General features: G+C 46.4%; 22 protein-coding genes and 1 tRNA gene. 17 read left to right on the forward strand and 6 right to left on the reverse strand.

Translation table 11 applies throughout. The annotated features are described in order from the left end of the window. The first annotated feature begins 2 nt into the window (after positions 1-2). From rpe to trpC, 5 genes are read left to right on the forward strand one after another with little or no spacing between them, the layout of a single operon-like run. Positions 3-719 carry a ribulose-phosphate 3-epimerase gene (gene rpe, locus ICN49_RS04330; protein WP_216166139.1) on the forward strand — a complete coding sequence of 239 codons (717 nt, stop codon included), beginning with the start codon at positions 3-5 and terminating at the stop codon, positions 717-719. After that, positions 719-2,224, forward strand: a complete 1,506-nt coding sequence (gene trpE, locus ICN49_RS04335) for an anthranilate synthase component I (RefSeq protein ID WP_216166141.1) — start codon at positions 719-721, stop codon at positions 2,222-2,224. The genes rpe and trpE overlap by 1 nt, the downstream gene beginning before the upstream one ends. Next, positions 2,208-2,774, forward strand: coding sequence for an anthranilate synthase component II (locus tag ICN49_RS04340; RefSeq protein WP_216166143.1), 567 nt, complete (start codon positions 2,208-2,210; stop codon positions 2,772-2,774). The genes trpE and ICN49_RS04340 overlap by 17 nt, the downstream gene beginning before the upstream one ends. A 24-nt stretch (positions 2,775-2,798) precedes the next feature. Further along, the gene (gene trpD, locus ICN49_RS04345; protein ID WP_216166145.1) at positions 2,799-3,824 is read left to right on the forward strand and encodes an anthranilate phosphoribosyltransferase; all 1,026 of its coding nucleotides are present in this window, start codon (positions 2,799-2,801) and stop codon (positions 3,822-3,824) included. A gap of 3 nt (positions 3,825-3,827) precedes the next feature. Further along, a complete protein-coding gene (gene trpC, locus ICN49_RS04350) occupies positions 3,828-4,631 on the forward strand; it encodes an indole-3-glycerol phosphate synthase TrpC (protein WP_216166147.1) in 804 nt (267 codons plus the stop codon). On the opposite strand, the gene ICN49_RS04355 is transcribed toward trpC, so the two are convergent. Further along, a complete protein-coding gene (locus tag ICN49_RS04355; RefSeq protein WP_216166149.1) occupies positions 4,628-5,188 on the reverse strand; it encodes a hypothetical protein in 561 nt (186 codons plus the stop codon). The two genes, trpC and ICN49_RS04355, sit on opposite strands and share 4 nt — an antisense overlap. A gap of 118 nt (positions 5,189-5,306) precedes the next feature. On the opposite strand from ICN49_RS04355, the gene ICN49_RS04360 reads away from it, so the two are divergent. Continuing rightward, positions 5,307-5,657: a hypothetical protein gene (locus ICN49_RS04360; protein WP_216166151.1), complete on the forward strand. Its 351-nt coding sequence runs from the start codon at positions 5,307-5,309 to the stop codon at positions 5,655-5,657. An 84-nt stretch (positions 5,658-5,741) separates the two neighbouring features. Here the strand turns inward: ICN49_RS04360 and ychF are convergent, their stop codons facing one another. Then, positions 5,742-6,836, reverse strand: coding sequence for a redox-regulated ATPase YchF (gene ychF / locus ICN49_RS04365; protein ID WP_216166153.1), 1,095 nt, complete (start codon positions 6,834-6,836; stop codon positions 5,742-5,744). Between the two features lie 39 nt (positions 6,837-6,875). On the opposite strand from ychF, the gene ICN49_RS04370 reads away from it, so the two are divergent. Genes ICN49_RS04370 through ICN49_RS04390 form a run of 5 tightly spaced genes read left to right on the forward strand, consistent with a single transcriptional unit; the run spans position 6,876 to position 11,649 of the window. Then, the gene (locus ICN49_RS04370) at positions 6,876-8,150 is read left to right on the forward strand and encodes an FAD-dependent monooxygenase (protein ID WP_216166154.1); all 1,275 of its coding nucleotides are present in this window, start codon (positions 6,876-6,878) and stop codon (positions 8,148-8,150) included. Beyond that, a complete protein-coding gene (locus ICN49_RS04375) occupies positions 8,143-8,859 on the forward strand; it encodes a DsbC family protein (protein WP_255535396.1) in 717 nt (238 codons plus the stop codon). Before ICN49_RS04370 ends, ICN49_RS04375 begins: the two co-directional genes overlap by 8 nt. A 21-nt stretch (positions 8,860-8,880) precedes the next feature. Beyond that, a complete protein-coding gene (locus ICN49_RS04380; RefSeq protein ID WP_216166156.1) occupies positions 8,881-10,665 on the forward strand; it encodes a M61 family metallopeptidase in 1,785 nt (594 codons plus the stop codon). A gap of 20 nt (positions 10,666-10,685) precedes the next feature. Then, positions 10,686-11,456, forward strand: coding sequence for a uracil-DNA glycosylase (locus ICN49_RS04385; RefSeq protein WP_216166158.1), 771 nt, complete (start codon positions 10,686-10,688; stop codon positions 11,454-11,456). Between the two features lie 4 nt (positions 11,457-11,460). Continuing rightward, positions 11,461-11,649, forward strand: a complete 189-nt coding sequence (locus ICN49_RS04390) for a hypothetical protein (protein ID WP_216166160.1) — start codon at positions 11,461-11,463, stop codon at positions 11,647-11,649. A gap of 32 nt (positions 11,650-11,681) precedes the next feature. Here the strand turns inward: ICN49_RS04390 and ICN49_RS04395 are convergent, their stop codons facing one another. Then, positions 11,682-11,972: a hypothetical protein gene (locus ICN49_RS04395; protein ID WP_255535397.1), complete on the reverse strand. Its 291-nt coding sequence runs from the start codon at positions 11,970-11,972 to the stop codon at positions 11,682-11,684. A gap of 19 nt (positions 11,973-11,991) precedes the next feature. Here ICN49_RS04395 and hemA point away from each other — a divergent pair, with 19 nt between their 5' ends. The 5 genes from hemA to ICN49_RS04420 all read left to right on the forward strand — a co-directional run bounded on the left by hemA (position 11,992) and on the right by ICN49_RS04420 (position 16,986). Then, positions 11,992-13,308 (forward strand): glutamyl-tRNA reductase, encoded by a 1,317-nt coding sequence (gene hemA / locus ICN49_RS04400; RefSeq protein ID WP_216166162.1) that lies wholly within the window; start codon positions 11,992-11,994, stop codon positions 13,306-13,308. Then, positions 13,309-14,388, forward strand: a complete 1,080-nt coding sequence (prfA, locus tag ICN49_RS04405; protein WP_216166164.1) for a peptide chain release factor 1 — start codon at positions 13,309-13,311, stop codon at positions 14,386-14,388. Between the two features lie 11 nt (positions 14,389-14,399). Next, positions 14,400-15,251, forward strand: coding sequence for a peptide chain release factor N(5)-glutamine methyltransferase (gene prmC / locus ICN49_RS04410; protein ID WP_216166166.1), 852 nt, complete (start codon positions 14,400-14,402; stop codon positions 15,249-15,251). A 115-nt stretch (positions 15,252-15,366) separates the two neighbouring features. Continuing rightward, positions 15,367-15,675 carry a Grx4 family monothiol glutaredoxin gene (grxD, locus tag ICN49_RS04415; RefSeq protein ID WP_216166168.1) on the forward strand — a complete coding sequence of 103 codons (309 nt, stop codon included), beginning with the start codon at positions 15,367-15,369 and terminating at the stop codon, positions 15,673-15,675. Between the two features lie 114 nt (positions 15,676-15,789). Continuing rightward, positions 15,790-16,986, forward strand: a complete 1,197-nt coding sequence (locus tag ICN49_RS04420; RefSeq protein ID WP_255535398.1) for a DNA recombination protein RmuC — start codon at positions 15,790-15,792, stop codon at positions 16,984-16,986. A gap of 84 nt (positions 16,987-17,070) precedes the next feature. Here ICN49_RS04420 and ICN49_RS04425 read toward each other — a convergent pair whose 3' ends face one another. Then, positions 17,071-17,655: a phasin family protein gene (locus ICN49_RS04425; RefSeq protein ID WP_216166172.1), complete on the reverse strand. Its 585-nt coding sequence runs from the start codon at positions 17,653-17,655 to the stop codon at positions 17,071-17,073. A gap of 175 nt (positions 17,656-17,830) precedes the next feature. Between ICN49_RS04425 and ICN49_RS04430 the strand changes: the two genes are divergently transcribed. Then, a complete protein-coding gene (locus tag ICN49_RS04430) occupies positions 17,831-19,177 on the forward strand; it encodes an MFS transporter (protein WP_216166174.1) in 1,347 nt (448 codons plus the stop codon). A gap of 53 nt (positions 19,178-19,230) precedes the next feature. On the opposite strand, the gene ICN49_RS04435 is transcribed toward ICN49_RS04430, so the two are convergent. Then, positions 19,231-19,302, reverse strand: a tRNA-Ser gene (locus ICN49_RS04435). A gap of 179 nt (positions 19,303-19,481) precedes the next feature. Continuing rightward, positions 19,482-20,522 (reverse strand): GSU2403 family nucleotidyltransferase fold protein, encoded by a 1,041-nt coding sequence (locus ICN49_RS04440; protein ID WP_216166176.1) that lies wholly within the window; start codon positions 20,520-20,522, stop codon positions 19,482-19,484. Positions 20,523-20,635: the final 113 nt, after the last annotated feature.

Here is a 20,635-nt window from a genome sequence, read left to right on the forward strand (position 1 = left end):
GGATGGATAGCCAGAAATCACCCCAATTTGTTATCGCCCCCTCTATTTTGTCGGCTGACTTTGCCTGCCTAGGTAAAGAAGTTCAGGACGTCCTAGCTGCTGGAGCTGATTGGATTCACTTTGACGTGATGGATAACCACTACGTTCCTAACCTGACGATTGGCCCTTTAGTCTGTGAGGCAATTCGTCCTCATGCCATCAAAAATGGCAAGCCAGCGATGATTGATGTTCACCTGATGGTGGAGCCTGTTGATCGCATCGTTCCTGATTTTGCAAAAGCGGGTGCCAATCTCATTAGCTTTCATCCTGAGGCGAGCCCTCATGTCAACCGCACTATCAATCTGATTCGAGATCAAGGTTGTCAAGCTGGTCTCGTATTCAACCCTGCCACGCCATTAGATTACTTAGATCACACGCTGGAATTGCTCGATCTAGTTTTACTCATGTCAGTGAACCCTGGCTTTGGTGGGCAATCATTTATCCCGAGCACTCTGCACAAGATTGCTCAAGTTCGTGCACGCCTAGATCGCTATCAAGCAGAGACCGGCCGGCACATTCGGCTTGAAGTTGACGGCGGAATCAAAGTCGAGAACATTGCAGAAGTTGCCAAAGCGGGTGCAGACACCTTTGTTGCTGGCTCAGCTATTTTTGGTAAAGAGAATTACGCCGCAGTCATTGAAGCGATGCGCACAGAATTAGGAAAGTCAGGAAAAGCCTAATGCAGCGCGAAGAATTTCATGCCCTAGCTAAGCAGGGTTTCAATCGCATTCCTCTGGTGAAAGAGGTATTGGCTGATTTAGAAACACCTCTCTCCTTGTATATGAAACTCACACAAGAGTTTGGCAAGAAGAATACCTATCTTCTCGAATCTGTTTTGGGTGGTGAACGCTTTGGCCGCTTCTCTTTTGTTGGCTTACCAGCCAAAACATTGTTGAGAACTGCTGGTACACCTGATGCACCTTTAACTGAAGTAGTGACAGATGGCAAAGTGGTTGAAAGTAATCACGATAACCCGCTTGATTTTGTAGATGCTTATTTCAAACGCTTCAAGGTTGCACTCCAACCCGGATTGCCACGCTTTTGTGGTGGACTTGCTGGTTACTTTGGCTATGACACCGTTCGCTATATTGAATCTCGTTTAGCTAAGCACAGCCTTCCTGATGAATTAGGTGTGCCCGACATTCAACTGATGCTGACTGAAGAGTTGGCAGTCATCGACAACGTCGCTGGAAGAATTTACTTAATTGTTTATGCCGACCCAAGCCAAGACGATGGTTTTGAAAAAGGCCAAGTTAGATTAAAAGAATTGCTTGCCTGCTTAAGCAAGCCCGTCAGCATTCCAAGCTCCAGAGCTAGCACCAAGACTGAGCTCATTCGCAAATTTAAAGCAGAAGATTTTGAAAGTGCTGTTCGCAAAACCAAGGAATACATCTTGGCCGGCGATTGCATGCAAGTGGTCATTGGTCAACGCATCAGCAAGCCTTTTACTGACTCACCATTGGCGCTGTACAGAGCCTTACGCTCGCTAAACCCATCACCTTATATGTACTTCTACGACTTTGGTGACCTCCAAGTGGTTGGTTCTTCACCAGAAATTTTAGTTCGTCAAGAAAAACGTGGTGGTGAAAAAATTGTGACGATTCGCCCATTGGCTGGCACGCGCCCTCGCGGTGCAAATCCAGAAGAAGATGAGCGTCTTGCCAAGGAACTACTGGCTGATCCAAAAGAAATTGCTGAGCATGTCATGTTGATTGACCTTGCTCGCAATGATGTGGGTCGTATTGCTAAGACCGGCACAGTCAAAGTGACAGACTCTATGTCGATTGAAAAGTATTCGCATGTTCAACATATCGTCAGTTCGGTTGAAGGCGAGCTACTCGACAATATGAGCAATATGGATGTTCTGCGAGCAACTTTCCCTGCCGGTACTTTATCTGGCGCCCCAAAAATTCGGGCAATGGAAATTATTGATGAGATGGAAATTGTGAAACGCGGCGTCTATGGTGGTGCCGTAGGCTACCTCTCATTCTCAGGAGACATGGACGTGGCGATTGCGATTCGCACTGGTGTTATTCGCGATGGCATATTGCACTCGCAAGCAGGTGCTGGAGTTGTTGCAGACTCTGATCCGACAGCAGAATGGAAAGAAACTGAAGCCAAAGCACGTGCCGTCTTGCTTGCCGCTGATTTAGTGCAAGGAGGACTCGATGCTCCTCATGATTGATAACTACGATTCGTTTACTTATAACTTGGTTCAGTACTTTGCTGAACTGGGCGAGGAGGTGAAGGTATTTCGGAATGATGAGATTGCCGTTGAAGAAATCGGCAAGCTCAAGCCTGCGCGCATTTGTATCTCACCGGGACCATGTAGTCCCGCTGAAGCTGGTATTTCGGTTGAGGCCATCAAACGCTATGCAGGTCAGATTCCGATCTTGGGAGTTTGCCTAGGGCACCAAGCAATTGGTGAAGCTTTTGGTGGGAAAGTTGTGCGTGCGCAAAAAGTGATGCATGGCAAAACGGATAGTATTCACCATACTGGCGTTGGCGTCTTCAAAGGTATCCCCAACCCATTTACAGTAACGCGCTATCACTCTTTGGCCATCGAAAAGAGCAGCATTCCTGCAGTGCTAGAAATTACCGCTACTTCTTCAGATGGTGAAATCATGGGTGTTCGTCATCGCGAATTCGCGGTTGAAGGAGTGCAATTCCATCCAGAGTCGATTCTGTCTGAGCATGGACATGCGCTTTTGAAGAATTTCTTGCAGTCTAAATAAATACAAAGCATCCAACAGAACACCATGACTATTACCCCTCAAGAAGCCTTGCAACGTTGCATAGAACATCGCGAACTATTTCATGATGAGATGGCTGCGATGATGCGCCTGATTATGAGTGGTGAAATGCCGCCGACTATGGTGGCCGGTCTATTGGTTGCGCTACGCACGAAAAAAGAAACCGTTGGTGAAATCGCAGCAGCCGCTCAAGTGATGCGCGAGTTTGCGACACCAGTTCACGTGGAAGATAGAGCGCATTTGGTGGATGTTGTCGGTACCGGAGGTGATGGAGCCCACACCTTCAATATCTCGACTGCGGCAATGTTTGTTGCCGCAGGAGCTGGCGCAAAAATTGCCAAGCATGGCAATCGCAGTGTCAGCAGCAAATCTGGCAGTGCAGATGTTCTAGAGGCGCTTGGCGTCAATCTTGCACTCTCTGCAGAACAAGTCGCCAACTGTATTAGCAATGTGGGTGCTGGCTTTATGTTTGCGCCTAACCACCACCCTGCGATGAAAAATGTTGTGCCAATTCGCAAAGAACTCGGCGTGCGGACTATTTTTAATATTCTAGGCCCCCTCACCAATCCTGCTGATGCACAACATATCCTGATGGGAGTGTTTCACCCCGATCTGGTTGGTATTCAGGCACGGGTACTGCAAGCTCTTAATATGAAACACGCTTTAGTGGTCTATGGTCGCGACGGGCTAGATGAGATCTCACTAGAAGGACCCACCCTAGTTGGCGAGCTGCAAGACGGCGTAGTGCGTGAGTATGAGATTCATCCAAAAGACTTTGGCCTAAGTACTGCACCAACGAATAGCTTTAAAGTTGCCAACGCTGAAGAGTCCAAAAAAATTGTTTTGGATGTACTCAACAAGCAAGCTGGCCCCGCTAGCGATATCGTCTGCCTGAATGCTGGAGCGGTTTTATACGTTGCCGACCTATGCAAAGATATTGCCTCCGGTATCACCATGGCGAAGGCCGCCATCGAAAGCGGCGCTGCCCGTCAAAAACTGGATGCCTTTGTGGCGGCCACGAACACCAATTAATCCATGAGCGATATTCTTGACAAAATTGTTGCTACCAAAAAGATTGAGGTGGCTAGCAATTCAAAGCAAATCTCCCTTGCTAACCATCGCGAACGTGCTGAAGCCAACAATCAAGATGTCGTATTCAAGCCGCGTGGGTTTATTCGAGCCATAGAGCGAAAAATTGCATCCGGCAAAGCTGGCGTCATTACTGAAATCAAGAAAGCGAGTCCTAGTAAAGGAATCTTGCGCGAAGATTTTCAACCAGCGGCCATTGCCCGCTCTTATGAAAGCCATGGTGCAGCCTGCTTATCCGTCTTAACTGACGCGGATTACTTTCAGGGTTGCAACGCCTACCTACAAGAGGCACGTGCAGCATGCAACATTCCCGTTTTGCGCAAAGATTTCACCATCGACCCCTATCAAATCTATGAAGCGCGTGCGATTGGTGCAGATGCCATTCTATTGATTGTTGCTGCACTTGAACTCAAGCAAATGCAAGATTTAGAAGCGTGCGCACATGACTTAGGTTTAGATGTTTTGGTTGAAGTGCACAACGCTCAAGAATTAGAACAAGCGCTGGAATTAAAAACCTCGCTGCTAGGAATCAATAATCGCAATCTCAAGACCTTTGAGGTGACACTGCAAACCACGCTTTCGCTATTACCGATGGTCCCAAACACCAAGACGCTAGTAACGGAATCTGGAATTATGAATCGCGCAGACGTTCAGCTCATGCGTGATCACCACATCAATGGCTTTTTGGTAGGGGAGGCCTTTATGCGGGCACAAGATCCAGGGCTAGCATTAAGTGAACTATTTTCTTAAAGCGCTATTGTTCTAGTCTTCTTTAATAGATCTAAGCCGTACTTGATGACGGCAATCAATAAGATTGTCCCAAGGACGTCCCCAATAAACATCACGAAGAAATGATTCAGACTGCCTGTGTTATCTAAACCTCTGATCGCAAACCACCACTGATGCATGCCTGAACTGAGAAAGGCATAAATCAAGATACACATCAATAATTTTGGCAGACTTAAATCACTCAGATCTGCAGATATTGGCAAGTTAGCCAATACAAAAATGCGCGCGATATATGGCGCAAAACCCGAGACCAATCCAATCCCTATACAAGTAACAAGATCTTGAGGAAAATCGCCCAACCAACAAATCAACATTGAAGCAACGGCAATCCCAAGAGCACCAGGCAATGCAAACACTAGCGTCAGAAATAAACGCAAGCCTGCAGGCAGGTAAATCCAATTAACCCCTAAGCCATAAACCAAAGTGCTAGTGAGCCAATCGTTTGCATAAAACAGGGCACCATAGGAAGCTGCGCTAATAAGGAATGATTTAGACCATTCGGATATATTGTTAGTCATCCCGTAAGTATGATTTAATTTTATAAAGTCCGTACAAGTTGCAAACAACTGATTATGGGATATAGAATCACCCCCACTTAAGGTGATTCCCCCTAAGGCTAATACTTAACATTATCAAATGCCCACTAATAAACCATCCCCCTATCTACGCTTCTTAAACTTGCTCGATGCGATCGATCGCATAAACCCAGGAAAGAAACTTGATTTCATAGAAGAAAGTCTCCTGAATAAAATCGTATTAGCCTCTGTTGCAAAACAATCCGTCTTGGTTGGTGATTTAATCTCTCTCTCGGACCTTGGCTCGCAAGCGACGCTCCATGGGCGAGTGAAGAACCTTTGTGCGATGGGTTACATCAAAATGGCTGCCAATGAAGATGGTCGCAAAAAGCAAGTGCTGCCAACTAAAATGGCTCTTAAGCGCTACGAAGACATCTCGAAATGTTTAGAAAAAGCAGCTAAAGCAGCCTAGTCCTTTTTTGGTCAATGCATTGCTATCACCAATAAAAAAGCCCTTAGTAACTAAGGGCTTTTTCTTTAGCGCGGAAGTTTTTTATTAAACATTAAAGAGGAAGTTCAAAACATCACCATCCTTGACTACATACTCTTTACCTTCTGCGCGCATCTTGCCAGCTTCTTTGGCACCTGCTTCGCCTTTAAACTGAATAAAGTCTTCATAGGAAATCGTTTGGGCACGAATAAAGCCACGCTCAAAGTCCGTATGAATCACGCCGGCAGCCTGTGGAGCAGTATCACCCTTGTGAATAGTCCAAGCACGGACCTCTTTTACACCAGCTGTAAAGTAAGTCTGCAGACCCAACAGGTCGTAACCTGCACGAATAACGCGGTCTAAACCTGGTTCTTCCATTCCAAGATCAGTCAAAAACTCGAGCTTGTCGGCATCATCCAAGTCAGCAATTTCTGCTTCAATTGCAGCGCATACTGCGACGACTGGAGCGCCTTCTTTGGCAGCGTGTTGCTTCACTGCTTCCAAATGGGGGTTATTGCTAAATCCATCTTCTTTGACATTAGCTACATACATCGCTGGCTTTGCGGTAATTAAACAAAGTGGCTTCAGAATGAGCTTTTCATCATCGGTTAATTTCATACTGCGCACCGGTGCAGCAGTATCCAAATGCGCCTGAACCTTAGTGAGCACTGCAACCAAAGCCGCAGCCTCCTTGTCATTGCCTGACTTAGCGGCCTTAGTTGAACGATTTAAAGTCTTTTCAACAGTAGCTAGGTCGGATAAGGCAAGCTCGGTATCAATCACGCCGATATCAGCAATGGGGTCGATCTTGCCTGCTACGTGAATCACGTTCGCATCTTCAAAACAGCGCACCACATGGGTAATTGCATCTGTTTCACGAATATTCGCTAAAAATTGATTTCCGAGACCCTCACCCTTGGAGGCGCCCGCTACTAGGCCGGCGATATCGACAAACTCGACAGCCGCAGGGAGGACACGCTCAGGACTCACAATCTCAGCCAAACCGGCCAGACGAGGATCAGGGACCTCAACCACACCAACGTTAGGCTCGATCGTGCAGAAAGGATAGTTTTCCGCCGCGATTCCAGCCTTGGTAAGCGCGTTAAAGAGGGTAGATTTGCCGACGTTAGGCAGGCCGACGATGCCACATTTCACAGACATAGCGATATTGTAAGGGCTTGGTTTCGATATCATCGAGATATGTCAAAAGCTAGCCACAATTTACCCCTTCACACCCCAGGCAGTAATGCCAAAATTCGCACGGTAGATGTCGTAGTAATTGGGGGCGGTATTGCTGGCAAAGCATGCGCCCTAGGGCTTGCGCAACTCGGGCTGCAAACCCTTGAGATTGCCCCTGACTTAGGCAATTTAGTGCCAGCTCCCACAGGGCCACAGTGGGGCCAAAGAATCTACGCCTTCTCGCCTAGCACTCAAAAATTACTGGCCCATTTGCAAATTTGGGATGCTCTGGACCACTCTCGCTTACAAGCTGTTCGGGATATGCGAATTTTTGGTGACCGCGGTGAGCAAGCCGATCAACTTCACCTTTCTGCTTTCGAAGCGGGTACGCCTCAACTAGCCTGGATTGGCGAATCGAACCTCATCGAACATACTTTGGATCAAGCGGCACGTTTCCAAAATAAATTGGAGCAAATTGCCGATACAGTAGAAAAAATTGAAACCGATGCGGATGGCGTAACCCTCCAGCTAAAAAATCATTCGTCCATAAAAGCCTTGCTGGTTGTTGCAGCAGATGGCGCCAACTCCCCGACTCGTGCCAGTATTGGAATTACTGCTAGCGAAGAAAGTTATTCGCAGAGCGCAGTGGTTGCTAATTGGAACTGTACTAAAGCACACTTGGAAACTGCGTATCAATGGTTTTTACCCGGCGGGGATATTGTGGCCATGTTGCCACTTCCAAACAAACAAGTTTCAATGGTGTGGTCTACCTGCCCAGAAAATGCTTCCGACCTACTCGGCCTTACACAGGCGGACTGGGATAAAAAATTAGGTCTGATTGCAGATGGTGCTGTGACGAAGCAACTTGGAACACTTACTCTGAATTCAACTCCAGCGGCTTTTCCATTAAGGAAAATTCGGGCGGCACGTTTTATTGGCCCTGAACATAATCCAAAGATTGCCCTCATTGGTGATGCGGCCCACGTCATGCATCCACTGGCTGGACAGGGCCTTAACTTAGGCCTCAGAGACGTGTCCACCCTCTTAAATATATTAAGCAAACGAGAGTCTTTCAGGTCTCCAAATGATTTAGTGCTGCTGCGTCGCTATGAGCGTCAACGTCAAGGTGACACAAGCGCTTTATTGTGGGTAACCGATCGCCTGAAGAAATTATTTTCTGACTCAAGCAATACCGAGCGCCACTTACGCAATTTTGGCTTAGGATTTGTTAATCGCAGCCATTTCATTAAGCGGCGGCTCATTGAGCGCGCCCTTGGAGATATTGATTTTGAATAAATATATAGCAGCCGTCATTGTTGCTTGCGCCTCTTTCTTTTCTATGCAACTCGTTTACGCGCAAGCAGAGCAACAAGTCAAAACCGACTTGCAAAAAAAGTTGGGTGCTACGGTCAAGATTAAAAGCGTGTATGCCTCACCGCTGAATGGGATCTATGAAGTACAAGTTGGTAATGATGTGTTTTATACCGATACCAAAAGTCAATATCTCATTCAAGGAGAGATTATTGAATTAGCCACAGGTAAGAACATTACTGAACAAAGACAGAATGATCTAAACCGAATTAAATGGAGCGACTTACCTCAAGCAAATGCAATGAAGCAAGTTCGCGGCAATGGCGCTAGACAACTTGCAGTCTTTTCTGATCCTAACTGCGGTTACTGCAAGCGCCTTGAAAAATCCATGCAACAACTTGATAACGTCACCATCTACACCTATCTCATCCCAATCCTTGGCCCTGACTCAGTTCAAAAATCTAAACAAATCTGGTGTTCCGCTGATCCAGCCAAGACCTATATCGACTGGATGGTAAATGGCACAGCTCTTGGCGGAAAGACTGACTGCACAACTCCCGTAGATAAAAACATGGCGCTTGCTAAAACTTACGGTATCACAGGGACTCCTACACTGTTCTTTACTGATGGCAGTCGCTTTCCGGGTGCAGTTCAAATCAGCGATCTTGAAAAGAAGCTCGCAACACTGAAGTAATTGACTAAGAGCGCTATTGATATGAGTCCTGCAAGCAATTCCGATTTACCAGCTATTCAATATACGATTTGGCCTGCGGATCTGCATGGTCATCGCTTCCAGGTGAAGCTGCATATTGGAAATCCGGATGTGCATGGACAGATGCTACAGATGCCGGCATGGATACCCGGTAGCTATTTAATTCGGGATTTCAGTAAACACATTGAATCTATTGAAGCCTATGTAGTTGGTGCTCGCAACAAACCCCTTGCTCTGGAGCGCATTGATAACGATCACTGGCGCCTACCAAAAATCAGTGGGCCTGTGGAAATTTTAACGACGGTCTATGCATTTGACTCTTCCGTTCGTGCAGCCTATCTCGATAGTGAACGAGCATTCTTTAACGCGAGTAGTTTATGTTTGGCGGTTGTGGGCCAAGAACATCTGCCGTGCGCTTTAGCTATTGCGGCACCAGAAGCAGCTTTGGCCGATCATTGGACTGTTCAAACAACCCTTCAGTCAGCTAAAACCGATGAACGCGGCTTTGGTTTTTATCTCGCCAAAAATTATGATGATCTATTGGATCATCCAGTCGCTATGGGTGAATTCCAGATCATTGCATGGCAATCAAACGGTGTGTCCCACGCTATGGCAATTCAAGGATGCTTACATTCAGTGGATACGCAGCGCCTCGCCAATGATCTTCATGCTATTTGCACATCAACCATTAATCTTTTTGAACCCACCAGCAAAAAAGCGCCTTTTAGGAACTATCTATTCCTAGTAAATGCCGTGCTATCTGGATATGGCGGCCTTGAACATCGCAACAGCACCGCCCTACTATGTCGCCGAGATCAGCTTCCACAAAAGAATATTGCGCTAGATGAAACGAGTTACCGTGAATTTTTAGGCTTGTGCAGTCATGAATATTTTCATGCATGGCTGGTTAAACGTATTCAACCTAAGGCATTTCAGCCCTATCAACTCGATCGCAGAAACCATACACGCTTACTCTGGCTCTTTGAAGGCTTCACAAGCTATTACGATGACCTACAGCTCTTTCGCAGCAAGCGCATTGACCTGAAGACTTATCTGAAGTTGGTTGCCAACAATTGGAACGGCATCTTACGCGGCCCAGGAAGAGAAAAGCAAAGTTTGGCTGATAGCTCCTTTGATGCCTGGACTAAGTACTACCAAGCCGATGAGAACACCCCCAATGCCGTGGTCAGCTATTACGGCAAAGGCGCCCTTCTAGCGCTAGGCCTCGATCTCAAGATTCGTGAGTACTCCAAAAATCGTCAATCCCTTGATGATTTGATGCGCCTCATTTGGCAAAAACATGGCGTCCCTCTTGATGGCATTGCCGAAGATGGCTTAGATGTATTAATGCATGAATTACTGGGATCTGGTTTTAATAACACTTGGAATGCATTCAAGTCGCGCTACATCTTTGGAGTGGAAGATATTCCCGTGCAAAAATGGTTCGACTCTCGTTTTATTAAAGTCCAACGCAAAGCCCAGTCTCAAACTGAAAATATCAAATTGCAATTTGGCATGCGACATGCCGATGCTAATGGTTGGCTAAAAGTAAGTCATGTCTTAAACGGCGGAGCAGCCCAAGCAGCGGGACTGGCCCCCGGGGATCTTCTTGCCAGCATCAATGGACAGCGCATCACCCCAGCACGCTGGGAAAAGATTTTAGGTGGTCTTACTGAGGATCAGGCAATCATCATTTGCTTTTATCGGGATGATCTAGAACACGAGTGCATGACTTTCTTGCGTAAAGAACAGGCGCCCGTGCAATATCAACTCGAACCTGCTCAATAAATTTTTTGCCTGCTTCTTTAATGCACAAGTTCTCTAAAGACGATATCCCCCAGGATTGGCATGAATTACTAGGGGATTACTTCGAGACTGCCCAGTGGGATCAACTGCAGAAAAATTTGCAGGCAGAGCTTGATCTTCACTCTGAACATATCCGTCCAGAGCCTAAATACTTTTTCAAAGCGCTACAGCTCACCCCCTTAGACTCAGTTCGCGTTGTGATTATTGGCCAAGACCCTTATCACTCTCCAGGCCTTGCACAAGGCTTAGCATTTTCTATTCCGGCAGATATCCCTACAAACTCACGCGAATTTCCGAGCTCGCTTCGCAATATCAGCAAAGCGTTGGCGCTAGAAGGTTTTGGGAATTTATCCAACGGCGACTTGCGCAACTGGGCCAAGCAAGGCATTCTACTTCTGAATACCGCTCTGAGCGTAAGGCTTGGTGATGCCGGAAGCCACACAGGCCTAGGGTGGCAATTCTTGATTGATAGATTGATTGCGGCTCTTGCACAGGCTAAGCCTAATTTAGTCTGGATGCTCTGGGGTGGACACGCCCAATCTAAATTACCTCTCATAGAATCCGGCACCAATCAGCTGATTTTGCAGTCCTCGCACCCCTCGGGTTTGGGGGTCTACAAAACCAGTAGGCCCTTTTTACAACCAGGAGGGGTCGCAAGCTGTGGACACTTCACCAAGACCAATGAGTGGCTCAGACAACACAGTAAAGCCGAGATTCAGTGGGTTAATGTACCCAATAGCATTGGACAACCTCATAAGGATGGTATCTACTAGAGCAATGCAAAATCCCCATCATTCTTCAAAAAAGATTGGCGCTCAAGCACTTCAGACGGTAGACATAGACGCCCAATTACCAGTCACCCCCGAAGAATGTCTGCGTCAATCCCTATTGGTAGCAAAAGCAGATCAATTAGACCAACAATTGACAGATATCCTAAACGAGGCCTTAAGCGATCTGCTCAAGTAATAAGGTACATTTATCAGTAAATTAGGTCCAGTCTAAATTGACCGTCTAGATACAACAGCATAAAGACAACCAGCTAAACACGAAACAATAATGGCGCAGAGCCACTCCAGCATTTGGCCAGATTGGAAAAATTTGGTGTACTGGCCTAGATATGAGGCGGCAAAGGCGGCAAGGAAGCCGATAAATCCTACTGTGAGAAGCTTTTGAAGGCCTTTCTGACGTGACTTAGCGCCCGGGTAAAACCCCCAAGCGCACGCCCCTGAAATACCGCCAATCACCAGAAAAGCCAAAAACCCCATTCCTACCCCCATTGATGCTGTCATCAAATCTATAATCACCATTATGAAGTTGTTGACACTCGGCATCAATCATCACACAGCGCCGGTCGCCATTCGGGAAAAAGTCGCCTTTGACCCTGAATTTCTTCAAGAAGCGTTGCACGATCTTCGCCAACATTTAGTTGGTGCGAATCATGCTGGGCTCCCAGAAGCCACGATTTTGTCCACTTGCAACCGCACTGAGGTTTACTGTGCCGCCAATGATCCCGATGCTGAAAATATCTTGCATGAAGTCACCTTTGATTGGCTGGCCAAAACTCAGAAATTAGCTCCTAGCAGTCTTCAGCCTCACATCTATTCATTGCCACAATCCGATGCCGTACGCCATGCCTTTAGAGTAGCCTGTGGCTTAGATTCGATGGTGATTGGGGAAACCCAAATTCTGGGTCAAATGAAAGATGCCGTACGCACCGCAAATGATGCGGGTGTTTTAGGTACTTATCTCAATCAGCTGTTTCAGAAAACATTTTCTGTCGCAAAAGAAGTACGCGGTTCTACCGAGATTGGAGCACATTCGATCTCCATGGCAGCTGCTTCGGTTCGTTTGGCTGAACGTGTCTTTGGATCTATCTCAGACCAACGTGTTTTATTCATTGGTGCAGGTGAAATGATTTCTCTGTGTGCCACTCACTTTGTCGCACATAAGCCAAAATCGGTTGCTATTGCAAATCGCAGTAGTGAACGCGGCCAAGAGTTAGCCGACTCTATTGCCAATGAAAACATTGAAGCCGAGTCATTCAGACTCTCTGAACTGCCTAGCCGCCTACATGAGTTCGACATCATTGTCTCTAGCACTGCATCATCGCTCCCCATCATCGGCTTAGGTATGGTTGAAAGTGCACTCAAGCAGCGTCGCCATAAACCCATGGTCATGATTGACTTAGCGGTGCCGCGTGACTTTGAACCAGAGATCTCTCGCTTAAATGATATTTACCTCTACACCGTAGATGACTTGGGTGTAATGATTCAGACTGGTACTTCTCTTCGCCAGGCAGCTGTCAGTCAAGCCGAGGCAATCATTGAAGATCGTGTTGGTAATTTCATGCACTGGATGCAAGGCCGTAGTGCTGTGCCTATTATTCAAGATATTCAGCAACAAGGCGAACGCCTAAGGCAGTTAGAGTTAGAGCGCGCCATGAAACGCCTGATGCGTGGCGATGATCCCCAAGAAGTCCTGAATGCGATGGCGCAAGGATTAACCAATAAATTTCTACATGGCTCATTACATGCTTTGCAACATTCCAATGGCGCTGAACGTGATGCGCTTATCAAACTATTACCGAAGTTATTTACCTCACACACTAAGCCAGAAGACCATTAGATGAAGCCCAGCATGCGGGCTAAGCTAGACCATCTAGACACACGCTTAGCCGAACTCAATTCCTTATTAACCACTGAAGAGTCCACGAAGGATATGGACAACTATCGCAAACTCACGCGTGAGCATTCCGATATCGCGACAGTGGTCGAGCAATTCGGCCTGTACAAGCAAGCCGAAGCGGATGCTGCTGCGGCCGAAGACATGCGCAAAGATCCTGATATGAAGGACTTTGCGGATGAAGAACAGAAGCAAGCCCTTGCAACGATGGAAGAGCTTGAAGGCACACTGCAAAAGCTTTTGCTACCTAAAGATGTAAACGATGAGCGCAATGTCTTCCTAGAAATTCGGGCAGGCACTGGCGGAGATGAGAGCGCATTGTTTGCGGGCGATCTACTGCGCATGTACACCCGCTTTGCAGAACGTCAGGGCTGGAAAGTGGAAGTGGTGAGCTCTGCCGAATCGGATTTGGGTGGCTATAAAGAGGTTGTCCTGCGCCTTGTTGGTCAATCAGTCTACTCACGCCTGAAATTTGAATCCGGTGGCCACCGTGTCCAACGCGTTCCCCAAACGGAAACCCAAGGGCGCATCCATACTTCTGCGTGCACAGTTGCAGTAATGCCTGAAGCAGATGAGCTAGAGGCGGTCAAAATTAATCCTGCCGAATTACGCATAGATACCTTCCGTGCATCTGGAGCAGGTGGTCAGCACATTAATAAAACGGATTCCGCAGTTCGTATCACCCATTTGCCCACTGGCACTGTTGTGGAGTGCCAAGATGACCGCAGTCAGCACCGCAATAAAGATCAAGCAATGAAGGTACTCGTATCACGCATCATGGATGCCCGTGAGCGCGAGAAACATCAGTTAGAAGCACAAACCAGAAAATCTCTGGTTGGCTCTGGTGATCGAAGTGATCGCATTCGGACGTATAACTTTCCTCAGGGTCGCATTACCGATCACCGGATTAATCTAACGCTATATAAGATTGATGCCATGATGGATGGTGATCTCGATGATCTATGCAATGCCCTAGCCTCTGAGCATCAGGCTGATCTGCTTGCTGCTTTAGGCGATAGCTAAGCTCATCCGCTATGAGCACAAATACCTCTTTGCGCTCTTTATTGAGTAGCACGACGCTGCCACAAAACGAAGCAAAAATCCTGCTCGCTTTTATTTTAGAAAAGCACTATCAGCTACCGCGTTCAGCCCTACTATCTCGCGACGAGATGGAATTGTCCCCTGCGGCCTTGGTGCAATGGAAAGGGATTGAGGCAAGTAGGCTAGCTGGGGAGCCGATTGCGTATCTGGTCGGGAAGCGAGGTTTTCATGACATCGAGCTTTATGTTGCGCCTGGGGTTTTAATTCCGCGCCCAGAAACCGAAATCTTGGTAGAAATTGCCCTGCGTGAAATACAGGCACTCAATAGACCGGCGAATATCCTCGATTTAGGAACTGGCTCTGGGGCGATTGCACTGGCCATAGCCCACTCAGCCCCACAGACCATCGTTACTGCCACAGATCAATCTCTTGAAGCCCTGGCTATCGCCAAAATGAATGCTGAGCAACTGGGTTTCTCAGATCGAGTGCAATTTGCCCAGGGCAGCTGGTATGAAGCCCTGAAGGAAGCGATCCCATTTGATGTCATCCTTAGTAATCCACCCTATATTGCAGCGGGCGACAGTCATCTATCTGAAGGTGACTTACGCTTTGAGCCTGCCTCAGCCCTAACCGATGGGGCCAGCGGCCTATCCTGTTTAGAGGCAATTATTTTGCAGGTCCATCCCTATCTAAAACCAGGTGGCTTAGTGGCTGTAGAGCATGGTTTTGATCAGTCAGATGCTGTAGTCAATTTAATGAAAGCAGCCCAACTGCAGGAGATCCAAGTTCATAAAGATTTGGCAGGGCATTGCCGAGCGGTATCAGGCCGCAAGTCTAAATCCTAATAACCCTTTTCTACGTAAAGTCTTAAAATCTAGGAATACTGCAATTAATCAACTCCGTTAATCAACTTCATTAATCAATTCCCTCAGCCAATACCGTCCCTCAAGAAAGATATTTATGGATTCTCAAGCAAAAATTAAAGAAATCGTTAGCAGCCATCCTGTAGTGTTGTTTATGAAAGGCACAGCGCAGTTCCCACAATGCGGCTTTTCCGGCAATGCTATCAACATCCTCAAAGCTGCTGGCGTAGAAGACCTTCACACCGTCAATGTGTTTGACGATGAAGGTATTCGCCAAGGTATCAAGCAATTTGCAAATTGGCCTACGATTCCTCAGCTTTATATCAATGGCGAATTCGTCGGCGGATCAGACATCATGACTGAAATGTTTCAAACTGGTGAATTGCAGAAATTAGTGAAGTCTTAAGCTCATTTTCACTTCACGCGCAAACGCACATCCGTGACATTTGATCTAAGCACTCTCTTACTTTCGGGCCTACCATTCGGAATATGCGTAGGCCTTTTGGTCTATGTCTTCAATTTGAGATCTGCTTTAGCGCGCAGTGAATTGCAAGCCCAGTCTGAATCAGCGCTAAGTATTGGCTTGCGTACCGAACGAGATCAGGCTCTGCAAAAAGCCATTCGCCTGGAAGCAGAACTCGATTCTGAACGCAAACAAGGTCTTGGTCGGATTGAATCTTTAAACGAAGCTAAAGAAGCCCTTACTAGTCAGTTTAAAAATTTGGCTAATGAGATTCTGGAAGATAAATCCAAGCGCTTTACAGAACAGAATGCTGCCAGCCTAGATGCTTTACTGAAGCCACTACAAACAAAGCTGACAGAATTCAAAGAACAAGTTAGCAACTCCTATGGCAATGAAGCGCGTGAACGCTTTGCTCTGAAAAGTGAAATTGAGCGCCTTGCTAATCTCAATTTGCGCATGTCTGATGAGACACGCTCACTTACCCAAGCCCTTAAAGGGGATTCAAAAGTCCAAGGCAATTGGGGTGAGCTTGTTCTTGAATCCATCTTGGAGTCCTCAGGCCTACGTAAAGGCGAAGAGTACCTCGTGCAAGATAGTCATACTAAGACCGATGGCTCTAGACTTCAGCCTGACGTTGTCGTGAAGCTTCCCGAGGGAAGAAGTCTGGTGGTAGATAGCAAAGTCTCTATCACCGCCTATGCAAGACATGCAGAGACCACAGATCCCATTGTTGCTGAACAAGAATTGGCTGCACATATCCAATCTCTGCGCCAACATATTCAAGGACTTTCAGGGAAAAACTATAGCTCCCTCTATGGGATTGGCTCTGTAGATTTTGTGTTGATGTTTGTGCCGATTGAGCCTGCATTCTTATTGGCATTAAAAACTGCTCCCAATCTGTATCAAGAAGCCCTCGCAAAGAATATTGTGCTGGTATGCCCGAGTACGCTGATGGCAACACTGAGAACTGTTGCGCACCTGTGGAGACAAGACCATCAAAATCGCAATGCTCTAGAAATCGCAAAGCAATGCGGCACGCTTTACGATAAGTTTGTTGGCTTTGTAGAAGACTTAGAAAAACTCGGCCAACGTTTAGATCAGGCACAAACTAGCTATCACGATGCCTTTAATAAACTCAAGTCTGGCAAAGGTAATTTGATTCGTACTGCTGAGAAAGTTCGTGAGCTTGGCGTTAAGCCCAGTAAAAATATTTCTACTCCTCTGCTGGATTCATCAGACTCAGAGACGGATTAATTTTTCACAATCAATACTCGATTAGTAGCAAAGCAAAACCCCGCCGTAGCGGGGTTTTTAATACGTGATACTTGAATCTAAAAATTAAGCAGCTTTACGACCGCGTGATGCTGGGGTTGCAGCTTTCTTAACTTGAGCGATTTGACCTTGAACTGCGTCAACTGCTTGGTCAGCAGTTTTTTCTGCAGTTGCAAAAGCTTCTTTGCTAGCAGCGCGGAACTGTTCGAAACCTTGCAATGCGCTACCGTATGCAGTCTTGAAAGAAGAAACAAATGCATCAGAACCAGCAGGTGCGTTAGCAGCTACAGTGTTGATCCAATCTTGGAAACCATCTTGCAACTGGTCAATGCTTGACTCAACAACATTTGCGAATTCTTTGTTGCCATCGCGCAATACTTTAGTTACTTTCTTTTGGTAAGCAACAGCTTGGTTACCAGCAGCTTGCAATGTATCAGGACTGAAAATTTCAGTTACTTGCTTTGGATCTTTAGCTGACAACACTTGTTGAATGCCGTCTTGAGCATTTACTAATGCATCTTTAGAGGCAGCGTAGTTCAACTCAGCTAATTTTTGAGCATTTTCTAAAGCAGCTTCGCTCAAAGAAAATGAAGCCTCAAGGCCTTTGCTGTTAATTTGGGACAATTTAGCGGTGATTTGATCTTGGTTCATGTATTTCTCCAGTAATTAAGTGGTACAACTAGTCAATTAAGTGCGCGATTTAGCGATCGGAAGACTGTAAAGACCTTAAATATTGCACTGCACCATAGAACTTTAACTGATCCAATATGACAAATCAAGAATTTTTTGCTGCTACGCAACATATTTTAAATAAAATTACATAATATTGAATAATATCAACAACTTGCATAGGATAAAAAAATCTTCCTCCTATCGAAAAGTAGCCATTGCAGCTTGTTTTGGCACATTTTTGGAGTGGTATGACTTTCTAACCTTTGCCACCTTAGCCGTGGTGTTTGGTCCACTGTTCTTTCCCTCGAATGATCCAACGTCAGGCTTATTGGCCAGCCTAGCTACCTTTGGCGTTGGTATGGTGGTTAGGCCGCTTGGAGCAGCTCTCTTTGGCTCTATGGGGGACCGTATTGGGCGTAAGCCTGTATTCATGATCACCATTACCCTCATGGGGATTGCTACCGTGGGCGTAGGCTTTCTACCCACCTTTGAGCAAGTAGGCATTTGGGCGCCGATTTTTCTAGTTAGCCTACGGTTGTTGCAAGGGCTTTCTGCAGGAGGCGAGATTGGTGGAAGCGCTATTTACCTAACTGAGCATGCAGGAGAAAAAAATCGAGGCTTTAAAACCAGCTTCCTACAATTAATGGGCCCTTTGGGTATTCTGGCCTCAACCTTGCAAATCGCACTCCTAGAGTACTGGCTCACTGCAGAAGAATTTCAGTCTTGGGGGTGGAGAGTGCCGTTCTGGGTTTCGTTAGGATTATTGCTGCTTGCATTTCAGGCTCGCAAAGCGTTAGAAGAAACACCCGTCTTCTTGGAGTTAAGTAAGGTCGGCCGACCATCCCAATCTCAACTAGCCAATAATTTTAAGGATCCAGAAATTCGTAAGAGGATGTTCTTGCTCTTCTTTTGCGTCTCATCAAGCGGGGCAATTTTATTCTTTTGTGTCCAGGTCTATACCGCTATATTCCTCAAAACCACACTCAAGCTCCCATTGGAATTGGTTGATCAACTAAGCATCTATGGAACTCTCGTATTATTTCCACTCACAATATTTGCAGGCTGGCTGTCAGATAGACTCGGGCGCAGGCCAGTGATTTTGAGCGGCCTACTACTTGGCACTGTTTTGATAAGGCCGGCATACCGGGCCTTAGAATATTTTGGAACTGCATTTATGCAGACTCATGATCAGTACAATATTTTTGGAATCCTATTCATGTTGACGGCACTGTCATTGGCGCTCTCACTAGTGGTTGGGCCGCAAACAGCATTGCTTGCTGAACTATTCCCGGCCAAGAATAGAAATAGCGCGGCAACACTTCCACATAATCTTGCAGCCGGATGGATTGGTGGACTACTTCCCCTGATCATCACTTGGTTAAATCAGGCCTCGGGGAATTCTCTTGCAGGACTTTGGTATCCAACTATTTTTCTTTGCTACGCCTCTGCTATTGCAATCTTCGCTCTTCCAGAGACGAATAAAATCAATTTACTTCAGTAGAAATAGAAAAGCAAAAAGCCTGAATTGATTTCCAATTCAGGCTTTAATTAATTTGGTGCCCCTTGTCCGACTCGAACAGACCACCTACTGATTACAAAGCAGTTTAATAGCTTTGCCAGTAAGGCCTCCCTTATACAGTCATTGGGCTTGGTTAATATTAAACCACATTGCATCACGTTTTTATCAACTTAGGTTGACACTTTGTTGACGGATTTTCAATGGGGAGCTTCCAGAGCATATGCGCCCTACAGGGTAAGTATGCCTTAATTTTAATACGTTGCTTTATTCAAATAAACGTTCAACTTCACTTCAGAGGCTTAACAATTCTCAGGTTGCCCGCATCATCGACCGCAATCTTGTCGGCAACTGCTGATGGAAACACCTTGATATCCTCAAAGCTATATTGCGGCAAATGACTGTTAATCAAATCAACCACAATACGAGCCTGACTAGCATCACGGATGCGCTTACCCGGCTCTCTATCGGATTGATCAGCCATCCACAGCTTAAATAAAGCAAAAGCACGTGGATCAACTGTATTCATACGAGCCATCCTGCCGTTAACGCCAACGATAACCTCACTAAATTTGGGTGCGCTGAGCAACCAATCTGCATTGCGTGCTTTTACTACCCAAAAATCATCAACCAGAGCACTAAAGCGACCAGGCTCAGTATCGCTGCCCTGACCCATACGACGCAAAATATCAACCTCATATCCATCTTTATTAACAGCGGTATACAGCTGGTCATCACGCAGCGTGAAGGTTGAATCAATACTCTGAAGAAAGCCCAACATACCGCCAGCAAGGGTATTTTCTTGAGTGAACAGGCTGAGCTTTTTACGGTTATCCCATAGCAAGTCAACATCCCGAGTTGCCAGATGAGCCTCATTAAGGCGTACCCCAGCGGCAGTCTCATAGGCATATAGTGCGTTAGTGCCAACAATGGTGAACTTGTCAGACATGCCAGCATCACTCAACCCAACCAGGATATCAATAATGATGTTGGGTGTTCTGCCCACCCTTAGCGCACGATTTAGTCGCTGATGCTTTACGGCGGCTTGCTTTAACCCTGACGAGAGTTCTGCTGCGCGCGCTTTGCCGGTGGTAAATTTGTTGTAGATGGCTTCTGTTTCAGCGCTTTTGGCACCAAGGCCGGTTTGGTCGCCCCTAGTAGTCGTGCGCACCAGATATTCCTTACCTTTAACGGTTTTCCAAACCATTCCGCCACGAAACTCTGCCGACCGTAATTTGGCCTGCTCTAAAGCGGTAAATGCGCTTTTAGCGTCAATATATTGCCGGATGGAATCTTCGGGAAGATCTATTATTTCCAAGTTATTTTGCATTTTAATAAATTACTTGGAAATTTAGGCGTTGTCAATCAAAACCCCTATACAGCCCTACTAATTACGTAAAACTTTGGACCTTATACAGAGCAGGCAGTCAAAAACTAATTTTT

The organism is Polynucleobacter finlandensis, from assembly GCF_018881755.1.
In the GTDB taxonomy this organism is placed as follows: Bacteria; Pseudomonadota; Gammaproteobacteria; order Burkholderiales; family Burkholderiaceae; genus Polynucleobacter; species Polynucleobacter finlandensis.